This window comes from Betaproteobacteria bacterium, from assembly GCA_009693245.1.
Lineage (GTDB): Bacteria > Pseudomonadota > Gammaproteobacteria > Burkholderiales > SHXO01 > SHXO01.
This window is the reverse complement of record SHXO01000095.1, coordinates 1-11,449: the sequence shown is the minus strand read 5'-3', so window position 1 is coordinate 11,449 and position 11,449 is coordinate 1. Positions and strand designations below refer to the sequence as shown.

At 58.7% G+C, this 11,449-nt stretch carries 13 protein-coding genes and 3 tRNA genes; 5 read left to right on the top strand and 11 right to left on the bottom strand.

Annotated features, from left to right (window positions below; translation table 11 throughout):
* The 4 genes from EXR36_13780 to EXR36_13765 all read right to left on the bottom strand — a co-directional run.
* Positions 1 to 282 (bottom strand): gfo/Idh/MocA family oxidoreductase (locus tag EXR36_13780; protein ID MSQ60670.1); only part of this gene is annotated, 282 nt, incomplete at its 3' end.
* A complete protein-coding gene (locus EXR36_13775) occupies positions 254 to 793 on the bottom strand; it encodes a Gfo/Idh/MocA family oxidoreductase (protein ID MSQ60669.1) in 540 nt (179 codons plus the stop codon). The genes EXR36_13780 and EXR36_13775, both read right to left, overlap by 29 nt.
* A 49-nt stretch (positions 794 to 842) precedes the next feature.
* Positions 843 to 918, bottom strand: a tRNA-Glu gene (locus EXR36_13770).
* Positions 919 to 934: 16 nt separating this feature from the next.
* Positions 935 to 1,010 (bottom strand) — tRNA-Ala (locus EXR36_13765).
* 158 nt (positions 1,011 to 1,168) lie between these two features.
* Here EXR36_13765 and EXR36_13760 point away from each other — a divergent pair.
* The 4 genes from EXR36_13760 (at position 1,169) to EXR36_13745 (ending at position 4,216) form a co-directional block, all read left to right on the top strand.
* The gene (locus EXR36_13760) at positions 1,169 to 2,539 is read left to right on the top strand and encodes an adenylosuccinate lyase (protein MSQ60668.1); all 1,371 of its coding nucleotides are present in this window, start codon (positions 1,169 to 1,171) and stop codon (positions 2,537 to 2,539) included.
* Between the two features lie 66 nt (positions 2,540 to 2,605).
* A complete protein-coding gene (gene trxA / locus EXR36_13755) occupies positions 2,606 to 3,463 on the top strand; it encodes a thioredoxin (protein MSQ60667.1) in 858 nt (285 codons plus the stop codon).
* 10 nt (positions 3,464 to 3,473) lie between these two features.
* The gene (locus tag EXR36_13750) at positions 3,474 to 3,875 is read left to right on the top strand and encodes a DUF488 family protein (protein MSQ60666.1); all 402 of its coding nucleotides are present in this window, start codon (positions 3,474 to 3,476) and stop codon (positions 3,873 to 3,875) included.
* Positions 3,872 to 4,216, top strand: a complete 345-nt coding sequence (locus tag EXR36_13745; GenBank protein ID MSQ60665.1) for an antibiotic biosynthesis monooxygenase — start codon at positions 3,872 to 3,874, stop codon at positions 4,214 to 4,216. Before EXR36_13750 ends, EXR36_13745 begins: the two co-directional genes overlap by 4 nt.
* Positions 4,217 to 4,218: 2 nt before the next feature.
* On the opposite strand, the gene EXR36_13740 is transcribed toward EXR36_13745, so the two are convergent.
* From EXR36_13740 to queA, 7 genes are all read right to left on the bottom strand, one after another.
* Complete coding sequence (locus EXR36_13740; GenBank protein ID MSQ60664.1) at positions 4,219 to 4,752, bottom strand: peptidylprolyl isomerase; 534 nt, start codon at positions 4,750 to 4,752, stop codon at positions 4,219 to 4,221.
* A 29-nt stretch (positions 4,753 to 4,781) separates the two neighbouring features.
* Positions 4,782 to 5,426 (bottom strand): DedA family protein, encoded by a 645-nt coding sequence (locus EXR36_13735; protein MSQ60663.1) that lies wholly within the window; start codon positions 5,424 to 5,426, stop codon positions 4,782 to 4,784.
* Between the two features lie 66 nt (positions 5,427 to 5,492).
* Positions 5,493 to 6,422, bottom strand: coding sequence for a protein translocase subunit SecF (gene secF, locus EXR36_13730; GenBank protein ID MSQ60662.1), 930 nt, complete (start codon positions 6,420 to 6,422; stop codon positions 5,493 to 5,495).
* Between the two features lie 34 nt (positions 6,423 to 6,456).
* Positions 6,457 to 8,307, bottom strand: a complete 1,851-nt coding sequence (gene secD, locus EXR36_13725) for a protein translocase subunit SecD (GenBank protein MSQ60661.1) — start codon at positions 8,305 to 8,307, stop codon at positions 6,457 to 6,459.
* A 35-nt stretch (positions 8,308 to 8,342) separates the two neighbouring features.
* Complete coding sequence (yajC, locus tag EXR36_13720; protein ID MSQ60660.1) at positions 8,343 to 8,666, bottom strand: preprotein translocase subunit YajC; 324 nt, start codon at positions 8,664 to 8,666, stop codon at positions 8,343 to 8,345.
* A gap of 113 nt (positions 8,667 to 8,779) precedes the next feature.
* A complete protein-coding gene (locus EXR36_13715; protein ID MSQ60659.1) occupies positions 8,780 to 9,907 on the bottom strand; it encodes a tRNA guanosine(34) transglycosylase Tgt in 1,128 nt (375 codons plus the stop codon).
* Positions 9,908 to 9,910: 3 nt separating this feature from the next.
* Positions 9,911 to 10,933 (bottom strand): tRNA preQ1(34) S-adenosylmethionine ribosyltransferase-isomerase QueA, encoded by a 1,023-nt coding sequence (gene queA / locus EXR36_13710; GenBank protein MSQ60658.1) that lies wholly within the window; start codon positions 10,931 to 10,933, stop codon positions 9,911 to 9,913.
* A 215-nt stretch (positions 10,934 to 11,148) separates the two neighbouring features.
* Here queA and EXR36_13705 point away from each other — a divergent pair.
* Positions 11,149 to 11,235: transfer RNA gene (locus EXR36_13705), tRNA-Leu, on the top strand.
* The last annotated feature ends 214 nt before the right edge of the window (positions 11,236 to 11,449 follow it).

Below are 11,449 nucleotides of genomic sequence, written 5' to 3'. Positions count from 1 at the left end.
GGTGATCTCTATGGGGTCGTGCTGAGCGTAGTGCTCGGTTAGCACTTGCAACTCTGGGGAGTAGACGATCTCCAGATTGCCGTAGCGCTTATTGGCGAATTTCCATGAGATCAGCGCCGGGCAGTCGAGCACGAAGCCTGGCTCCACTTCGGTGCTATCGATCCAAGCGTGCACTTCTTCCGCCATACCCATGAAATGCCAGGCCACCGCGAACTTGTGGTGCCCATCGTCGAAGGCCAACGGCCCGCCTCCGCTACGCTTGGCGTGCCTGGCGCCAGGCACGCGCGGCCTCCGGCACATGCCACGCGCTGCGCGGATCGCCTTTGTTAGCCTTGACGCGAATGGACAAAGGCTCGCCAATGGCGCCTTCTTCGATGAGTGCTTTGGCTTTCTGTATGGGCGGATAGAAGAGCGCATTCTCGAATACGCGCAACGTGCCGGGGCTCGCGCGCGCCGCGGCAATCATTCGGTCAGCATCCGCCAGGGTCGTGGCCATGGGCTTTTGCACCGATACATGCTTCCCGGCGCGCAGCGCCGCAATGGCTACCTCGGCACGCAAATCGTGCGGGAGAAGAATCTCCACCAGATCGATATCCTCGCACGCAAGTAAGTCTTGATAGCGCTCGAACACCCGGTGCCCGGGCACGCCCCAAAGAGCAGACCGGGTGCGAGCAACATCGAGATTGGTGTCGCAAACGGCGGCAAGTTGGATGCGCCCGTTACTCAAGTACTCCATGGCGCGCAGATCGGAGATCCGGCCGGTACCGATGAAGCCTACTCGAAGAGTATTCATCGCCGGGAGCGTACACCAAAAGCCCCTCTCGGCAAGCGAAGGGCTTTGTTGGCGTCCCCTACGAGATTCGAACTCGTGTTACCGCCGTGAAAGGGCGATGTCCTAGGCCTCTAGACGAAGGGGACTTTGTCGTGAAGAAATTGGTGGAGGTAAGCGGGATCGAACCGCTGACCTCTTGCATGCCATGCAAGCGCTCTCCCAGCTGAGCTATACCCCCAACGACAAGGGCGCGGATTATAAGAGAGTCAATCGGCCATTGCAAAGGCTCGCGATGACGTTCCTGGCTAGAGGCAACCAGGATTCCCTCAATAGGGGCTAAAATTCATTCGGTATCGCAGCAGAAATTCAAACCTCTCCGACCTTCACGCCACCCCCATGCCCCTCACTGCCCTGAGTGCTCTTAGCCCGCTCGATGGCCGTTATCGCAGCAAGATCGAAACTCTTTCGCCTTATTTCAGCGAAGCCGGATTGATCCGCTTCCGGGTTCGGGTGGAGATCGAATGGCTCAAGGCGTTGGCGCTGGATCCGGGAGTGCCTGAGTTAGCGCCTTTCTCCCCTGGCACCCTTGCCGAAATCGGCGCAATCGTGGCCGGGTTCGCGGAGCCGCAGGCGGAGCGGGTGAAAGCCATCGAGCAGCAGACCAACCACGACGTGAAGGCCGTGGAATACTGGCTACGGGAAGCTCTGGGCACTAACGCCGAGGCCCTTGGCGCGCTTAGCTTTCTGCATTTTGCTTGCACCTCGGAGGACATCAATAATCTGTGCTATGGCTTGATGCTGCGAGATAGCCGCGAACACGCCATGCTGCCCGCGCTGGATGGAGTAATCGAAAAACTGCGGCAGATCGCCCACCAATGGGCGGATCTGCCGATGCTCTCGCGCACCCATGGCCAGCCCGCGACCCCCACCACCGCAGGCAAGGAAATGGCCAATGTCGTGCATCGCTTGCAGCACCAGCGCAAACGCATCGCGCAAGTGGAAATACTGGGAAAGATCAACGGCGCCGTGGGCAACTATAACGCCCATATGGTGGCCTACCCTGGCGTTGACTGGGAAGCCTTCGCGCGCCGCTTCGTCACTGGGCTGGGACTCCGCTTCAACCCCTTCACCACCCAGATCGAGCCACACGATTGCATCGCCGAACTATTGGACGCCTACGCCGCCGCCAACCGGGTGTTGCTCGGCCTCAACCGAGACCTGTGGGGCTACATTTCCCTGGGATATTTCAAGCAGAAGATGAAGGCTGGCGAAGTGGGATCGTCCACCATGCCCCACAAGGTAAATCCCATCGACTTCGAAAACTCCGAGGGCAACCTCGGCGTCGCCAACGCGCTCTTGGAACATTTGGCGGCGAAACTTCCCATCTCGCGCTGGCAGCGGGATCTGTCCGATTCCACGGTGCTGCGCAATTTGGGCAGCGCCTTGGGATACGGGCTATTGGCTTACGATTCATGCCTGCGCGGCCTGAACAAATTGGATGCGAATCCCGTGGCGCTGGCAGCCGATCTGGATTCCTCGTGGGAGGTACTGGCGGAGCCCATCCAAACAGTGATGCGCCGGTACGGCATCGCCGATGCGTACGAACAACTTAAAGCCTTGACGCGCGGGCAAGACGGTTTGACCCGCGAGACGCTACACCTGATCATCGCCACGCTGAATATCCCCGAGGACGCCAAAGCGCGATTACAAGCCCTCACGCCCGCGCATTACACGGGCTATGCCGCTCGTTTGGCGCGAAACGTCTAGGCCATCTTGAAGAACCTCCGGCGAGGCACCATTTAGACCGTATATTCCTTGCAAGGATCATCGAACATGGGCAGCTTTACCAAAGACGTTACCGACGAGACCTTTGAAAGCGATGTCATCGAGGCATCGAAGAAAGTGCCGGTACTGGTGGATTTCTGGGCACCCTGGTGCGGGCCATGTCGTTCGCTAGCCCCCGTGCTCGAGCAATTGGCGGATCAATACGAAGGCAAGTTCCTTCTCGCCAAGGTGAACTCCGACGAGAACCCAGGCGTATCGCGCCAGTATGCAATTCGCAGTATCCCCAACGTCAAGGCCTTTATCGGCGGACAGCAAACCGATGAATTTCTAGGCGCGTTGCCCGAATCTCAGGTACGCCATTTCATCGAGCGCCTGTTGCCCTCGCCCGCGCAGATTCTGCGGCAGGAAGCAGCGCAGGCGCGCGCCGAGGGTGACAACGAACGCGCCTTGAAAATACTTAGCCAAGCCGCCTTGCTCGACCCAAGGAACGACGAGATCATCGCGGATCAAGCCCAGGTATTACTCGACATGGGAGAAAGCGACCAAGCGCAAGCCGCGATCAAACGCCTGAGCCCGCTGGCCAGCCATAATTCTTGGATCAATACTCTGATCGCAAAGGTGCAATTCGCCGCCAACACCACGGCGGAAGAAGACACCGAATCGCTGCGCGCGCGCGTCGCTGCCAACCCGGCGGACCTCGAGTCTAGATTTAACCTCGCCAATCAATTGGTCATGAAGCAGGAGTTCGAGCCGGCCCTTGATCACTTGCTGGAAATTGTCCAGCGCGACCGCAACTTCCGCGATGACATTGGGCGCAAGACCATGCTATCGTTATTCAGCCTAATTACCGACCGCGGCGATCTGGTTCGGCGCTACCGCCAGGCGCTGGCAGCGGCCATCCATTGAGCGCCCGCCAATGAGCATTCGCGTGGTCCGGCTAGGCAGTCCCCGCGCCCAAGACGAAGGTTTGCGCCTAGGCACGGTACGCCGCCCCCCGCGCGGAGTGAAGAAGAGCGAGTTCGCGGCACGCAATTTCTACGATGTTTGGTTGCCGAACCTCGCACCGAGCGAGGGGCTGCTGAAAACGTTCCTAGCTGCCGGTGAAGAGCGCGATTGGAAGTCCTTCGCAAGAAGGTACATGAGCGAGATGAAACAGCCAGATAACGAGCGCTTGCTGGAGTTACTTGCCGCCCTATCTCATCAAACGAATTTCGCGGTGGGATGCTATTGCGCTGGCGAGGTGCGCTGCCACCGCTCCTTGTTGCGCGAATTGCTGGCTAAGCGTGGCGCCAAGCTCGTTGCTGGAGAGAAATCATGATCGCCGTGATGTTTGAAGTCTGGCCCGCCAAGGGCCGCGCTCAGGAATATCTTGATCTCGCCGCCGCCCTGCGCGCGGAACTGGAGAAAACCGACGGCTTCATTTCCGTGGAGCGCTTCGCCAGTCTGACCAATGAGGGAAAGATGCTGTCCCTTTCCTTTTGGCGCGACGAGGAAGCCGTCACCCGGTGGCGCAACATCGAAAGCCATAGGGACGCCCAATCCCAGGGCCGGGAGGGAATTTTTTCTGACTACCGAATACGGGTGGCGCAGGTGGTGAGGGACTACACGCTCACACGACGCGACGAGGCGCCCGAAGATAACCGCCGGGCGCACGGATAGTCTTATTTCTCGTCCGCCGCGACGCGCAGTTTGATGATCTTGTCCGGCTGGTTGACCGTGCCATTCGCGGCCTGGTCGCCCTTCTTGATCTTGTCCACGACTTCCATTCCCTGGGTGACCTTGCCCCACACGGTGTAACCACCGTTCAAGAAGGGCGCGGGGGCGAAGCAGATGAAAAACTGCGAATCCGCGCTATTGGGATTCTGCGCGCGCGCCATGCCAACCGTTCCGCGCTCAAAAGGCTCCCTGGAAAACTCAGCGGCAAGCTTGACTCCCGACCCCCCTCCGCCAGTGCCTGTCGGGTCTCCGGTCTGCGCCATGAAGCCCTCGATCACTCGGTGAAATACGATGCCATCGTAGAAACCCTTGCGCACCAGTTCCTTGATGCGCGCCACATGCTTCGGCGCCAAGTCGGGTCGCATTTCTATGACTACCCGCCCGTCCTTGAGATCCAGATGGAGCGTATTCTCGGGATCCGCCGCCTGGGCCGCGCTCACGGCCAGGCCAAACATAATGCTTGCAATCCAACGAATCATGCGGGGTCTCCTATGAAGTTAAGAAAAGATCAGGGGCGTGCGGCCGCCCGGTGCCGAAGCGTTTCGATAATGCCAGGCAGCAAAGATACAAAGATGATGGCGAGAATCACCAACGTCAGATTCTTCTTGACCAAGGGAATATTTCCGAACACATAACCTGCATAGGTCAAGGATGTGATCCATATGAACCCACCTAGGATATCGAAGGGCAAGAATCGTTGGTAAGGCATCTTGCCAATGCCCGCCACGAAGGGAACATAGGTTCGCACGATGGGAAGAAAACGGGCGATGATCAGGGTCTTGCCGCCATGCTTTTCGAAGAAGGCGTTGGCACGGTCCACATAGCTGCGCTTGAAGAACCAGGTGTCATCGCGCCGAAAAACCCGTGGCCCGACGAATCGCCCGATCCAGTAATTAGTGTTGTCCCCGAGAATGGCCGCCAATATTAGCAATACGACTAGTAGATGCACGTTCATGGCACCGATTCCCGCCACCGCGCCGGCCACGAACAAAAGCGAGTCACCGGGGAGAAACGGAGTGACCACCAAGCCGGTTTCGCAGAAGATGATGAGGAATAACAGCCCGTATATCCAGACTCCGTACTGCTGGGCGAAGTCGAAAAGGTGCTGGTCCAGATGAACCAGGATTTGGAAGAAGGAAGTAATGAGATCCATGCCGCGCCGCGCCCTAACCCTTCGCCGCGAGTGGAAGACGGATTGAGCGGGTGCCGGACGGCAAGCTCAAATAACGGCCTCTTGCTTGGATCTTTCGGGCTTGACCAGATCTTCGCGGGACACCCCTAGCCACATCACTATGGGGCTCGCCACGAGCACCGAGGAGTAGATGCCGAACAAAATGCCGATGGTGAGCGCCAGGGCGAAGTAGTGCAAGGTGTCGCCGCCGAAGAGCAGGATCATCGTCACCATGATCTGCGTGGAACCGTGAGTGATGATGGTGCGCGACATGGTGCGGGTGATGGCGTTGTCAATGATCTCTTGCACCGAGGCCTTGCGCATCTTGCGGAAGTTCTCGCGAATCCGGTCGAACACCACCACCGATTCGTTCACCGAGTAACCCAGCACCGCCAGCACCGCGGCTAGCACCGGCAAGGAGAACTCCCACTGAAACAGGGCAAAAAATCCGAGAATGATCACCACGTCGTGCAAATTGGCGATGATGGCCGCGATGCCAAATTTCCACTCGAAACGAAACCACAGATACAGCACGATCAGTATAGATACCAAGGCCAAGGCAAGCGATCCGTTCTCCAGCAACTCCTTACCCACTTGAGACCCAACGAAATCCACGCGCAGCTTCTGCACGCCCGGGTCTTTTTGCGCAAGTGCCGAGAATACCTGCTCGGAAAGTTTGTCGCCTTGCACGTCCGCGCGCGCGGGCAATCGCACTAACACGGTATCGGAGCTGCCGAATTTTTGTACGGCGGCGTCGCCTAACTTGATGCTTTCGAGAGTTTGGCGTATCTGCGCAACGTCGGCCGCCTTGGGGTAGGACAACTCCATCACAGTGCCCCCTGTGAATTCCACACCGAGGTGTAGCCCCTTCGTCGCCAGAAAAATCACCGACAGCACGAATGTCACCAACGATATGATGTTGAAGGTGAGCGCATGGCGCATGAAGGGGATGTCTTTGCGGATTCTGAAAAACTCCATGCTGTCTATCCTTGGTAAATTCTGTAGGCGGTATTCAAACGGTGGCCTTGCGGTGCCAATCGACGTTTCCAATGGGCACCCGCTCCAATTTCTTGCGCGAGCCGAAGATAAAGTTCACCATGGACCGGGATACCAGCACAGCGCTAAACATCGATGTCAGGATCCCCAGGCAATGCACCACGGCGAATCCCCGCACGGGCCCGGAACCTAGTAGAAAGAGCGCTATTCCCGCGAACAAGCTCGTCAGGTTAGAATCCAAAATAGTGGCCCACGCGCGCTCGTATCCCGTGGCGATGGCCGCCTGTGGCGTGGTGCCATTGCGCAATTCCTCGCGTATGCGTTCATTGATGAGGACGTTGGCGTCGATGGCCATGCCCAGGGTCAAGGCTATGGCGGCGATACCTGGCAATGTCAGCGTTGCCTGCAACATGGACAGCAAGGCCACCAGCATCAGCAAGTTGGCCGCCAGCGCGATCACCGAAACCACGCCGAACAAGCTGTAGTAGACCATGATGCAGACCGACAGCACGGCGAATCCCATCCACATGGATTGAAAGCCCAGGCGAATATTTTCCTTACCCAGGCTCGGCCCCACGGTGCGCTCCTCCACGAAATCCATGGGCGCGGCCAGGGCGCCCGCGCGCAGCAGCAACGATAAACGCGTGGTCTCTTCCGTGGTGAAGCGGCCGGTGATCTGGAATTGCGTGGAGAACTCGCCTCGGATGGTCGCCACCGAGATGGCCTCGCCCTTGCCCTTCTCGAACATGATGATGGCCATGGGCTTGTTGAGGTTCTCGCGCGTGGTCTGCAACATCACTCGCCCGCCGACGCCGTCGAGAGACACGGATACCGCAGCATCGCCATTTTGGTCTTGCGTGGGGCGGGCATCGGTGATGCGGTCGCCAGTCAGCACGACTTGCCGCTTCACGGACACCTGGCCAAGCGTTCCATCGCGGTTCATCTCGGGGAAAACTTCCGTTCCGGGTTTGGGCTCTCCCGGCACGGCCTCGGTATCCACCATGCGCACTTCAAGCGATGCGGTACGGCCCAATATATCCTTCGCCTTGGCCGTATCCTGCACACCGGGCAACTGCACCACGATCCGGTCCTGCCCGGCCTGCTGAACGATAGGCTCCGCCACCCCCAATTCGTTGACCCGGTTGCGCAAGGTGGTGAGGTTTTGTTGCACGGCAAATTCGCGAATACCCTTGATGGCCTCTGGCGTGAGCGTTCCGGACAGCAGGAAATCCTCGCCGCGGTCTTCCGTGCGCAACACGAGATTCGGATAATCCTTCTTGATCACGTTCACGGCATTTGCGCGCTTGGCCGCCTCCCGGAACCGGATCACCACCGATGCGCTCTCCGCGGCGCCCTCGCGGCTGATGCCCGCGTAGCGCGTATCCTCACCCCGCAACGCCACGCGCAACTGGCTCGCCGTGTTGTCTAGGGATTTCGTGATGGCGCCTTTCATGTCCACTTGCAGCAAGAAGTGCACACCGCCGCGCAAGTCAAGGCCCAAGTACATGGGCTTGGCGTTGATCTTGGACATCCAACGCGGGGAATTGGAGATTTGGTTGAAAGCCACCACATAATCGCCGCCGAGGACTTTCTCCAAGATATCCTTGGCCTTGAGTTGGGTGTCGGTGTCGTGGAAGCTGACCTTGACGCTATCCAAATCCAGAAAGGCCTCGTCTAACGCGATATTGGCCTGGCCGAGGGTTTCCTTGGCCTTCGCCAGTACGCCTTCATTCATCTTGAGCGTAGTGCGTGCCGAGGATATCTGCACCGCGGGAGATTCGCCGAAGAGGTTCGGCACCGCGTAAATCAAACTCACCAACAGCACTACGGATATGAGGATGTTAAGCCAGAGAGGAAAACGATTCATTGCGTGGGACTCTTGTAATGACCGCGAGGCAAACCTTAGCCAGCGGCGCTTTTGAAGGTGCCCTTCGGCAACAGGGTCTGGACCGCGCTTTTTTGCACCACGACTTCGACGTTGGCGGCGATTTCCACGTTGACGTAACTATCGCCCACCTTGGTGATCTTGCCAAGGGTACCGCCGGAGATGACGACTTCGTCGCCCTTCTGCAGGGAACCCAGCATCACTTTATGCTCCTTGGTCTTCTTCATCTGAGGGCGCAGCATCAAGAAGTAGAGCAACACAAACATTAGAACGAGCGGCATCAACGTCATGAGATCCATGCCGCCCACACCAGCCCCCTGCGCGTAAGCCAAGCTAATCATGTTTAATATCCTGTAGTACCAGGAGTGCGCGCATCACACGACGCGCGACCAGGCGATTTTGAAAGGCGCGCATTCTAACAGTTTGTCATGGGGAGGCACGGTTTTAACGCCGGTCACTCACCGGCTTCACCGGCGGAAGGTGCATGAGCAAGGCTCTCTTGCTCGAAAGCCACCAAGAATTGCGCCCAGCGCCCGTCTCGCAACGCCTCGCGCATTCGCCGCATCAGCGTCTGGTAATAATGCAAGTTATGCAGCGTGTTCAAGCGCGCCCCCAGCATCTCGTTGACGCGCTGAAGATGGTGCAGGTAGGCGCGCGTGAAATGGGCGCAGGTATGGCACGCACAAGACGCATCTAACGGATTCGTATCCATGTGGTAGCGCGCATTGCGCAGCTTGACGATGCCCCCGCTCGTATAGACCCAGCCATTGCGCGCGTTACGCGTGGGCAGCACACAGTCGAACATGTCCATCCCCAGTTCAACTGCATTCACCAAATCCCTAGGCGTACCCACGCCCATCAGATACCGCGGCTTATCACGCGGCAGCAAGGGCGCGGTGAAGGCGAGGATTCGGCGCATGTCTTCCTTTGGCTCGCCCACCGACAATCCGCCGATGGCATAGCCGCCGAAGCCTATCTGTTCCAATCCTACCAGAGACTGCGTCCGAAGCGCTTCGTACATACCCCCTTGCACAATTCCGAACAATGCATTCGGGTTTCCCTCATGGGCCAGCCGGCTACGGCTGGCCCAACGCAGCGAGAGCAACATGGACTCGCGCGCTTGCGCTTCGGTGGCGGGATAAGGAGTGCACTCATCGAACACCATCGCGATATCGGAGTTCAGCACGCGCTGTATACGCATGGACTCTTCCGGCGTGAGAAAACACCGGTCGCCGTTCACGGGCGATTGGAAAGTGACACCCTGCTCGGAAATCTTACGCAGATCGCCCAGGCTGAACACTTGAAAGCCGCCAGAATCCGTGAGGATGGGGCCTGCCCAGCCCATGAAGCGGTGCAACCCCCCGTGGGCGCCAATGACTTCCAACCCGGGCCGCAGCCACAGATGAAAGGTATTGGACAGAATGATTTGGGCGCCCAGGTCTTTCAAATCAGCCGGGCCTACGCCCTTCACCGCGCCGTAGGTTCCCACGGGCATGAACGCTGGCGTATCGACCACGCCATGGGCCAATTCCAGGCGGCCCAGACGGGCGCTGCCCGCGTGCGCAAGCAGCGTGAATTTCATCGCTTACGCGTCCCGCTCAAGCAACATCGCGTCGCCATAACTAAAAAAGCGATAACGCCGCCCCACCGCATGGGCGTAAGCGCGGCGAATGCGCTCATGGCCAGAGAAGGCACTGACCAAGACCAGCAGGGAAGATTTGGGCAGATGGAAATTGGTGAACAAACGGTCCACGATCCGAAACCGAAACCCCGGACGGATGAAAAGCGAGGTTTCTCGCGCCCCCTCATGAAGTTCGCCTTCCATGGCGGCGGACTCCAGGGCGCGCAGCGTGGTCGTTCCCACGGCCACAACTTTGTTGCCCGCGCGCCGGGTTTGCTCCACGGCGCTGGCCAACTCTTGCGCAATCTCGTAGCGCTCCGTGTGCATGCGATGTTCGTCCAAGTTTTGTACTCGAATCGGTTGAAAAGTACCCGCCCCCACATGCAGCGTGAGGAAGGCGCTACGCACGCCTGCCTGCGCCAAGCGCTCAAGGAGCATTTGGTCGAAATGCAGCCCGGCGGTAGGCGCGGCCACCGCGCCGATTGCTCGGGCATAGACGGTTTGGTAGCGCGCCTCATCGGCTTTATTCGCGGCGCGCGTGATGTAGGGCGGCACGGGCACCTTGCCGTGGCGCTCCAGCATCTCCAGGAGCGTGCCCTCCCCTAGCCAATCGAGCACGTAGAACCCCTCTTCCGCGCCCGATACCTCAAGGACCGCGTCGTCCGCGACAATGATCCGCCCGCCCGGTTTAGGGGCATGACTGGCCCGGATCTGGGCTAGCGCATGCTTGTCGTTCAATATTCGCTCGATCAACACCTCCACCTGGCCACCTGAGTGCTTGCGGCCAAGAAGGCGCGCCTTCATTACCCGCGTATCGTTGAACACCAAGAGATCGCCCCGGTCCAACAGCGCGGGCAGTTCGCGCACCATGCAATCGGCGATTTGGTTGCCGTGAACGCGCAACAAGCGGCTTGCACTGCGCTCGGGCGCGGGGTGCTGAGCGATGAGCCCAGCCGGCAAATCGAAATCGAAGTCTTGTAAGCGCATGGGCGCGCATTATCGTCTAATGTTTGCGATGAGCGCCCAGATCATTGATAATCCCGCCCGCTCTCGGGTAGCCCCCTAGCCGGGATGGCGTAATTGGTAGACGCACCGGACTCACAACATCGCCCTCCGGGCGTTGTTGCAGCGAAGGGTAGTGTTTGCGAAGCAAACGTGAGCCGGAGCTAAAATCCCGCTACCATGGCGGGGCGGCCTGAATTGCCGGGATGGCGGAATTGGTAGACGCACGGGACTCAAAATCCCGCGCTGGCAACAGTGTGAGGGTTCGAGTCCCTCTCCCGGCACCATCGACCCGTTCAAAGAAGTCCGATAAAGTCCAATAATAATAAATTCAATCCTCACCGACTCTTCATCATCCAGGACGCTCGAAACAAGTCCACTGCAATCCGGGGGGTATCTAGGGGTATTTTTGGGGGTATCCAAGCACCACGTGTGGGTATCGTCTGCGTTCGTGATGGGATATCCTTCACTGCGTCTAAAGGTGACCCAAATGCCACTCAC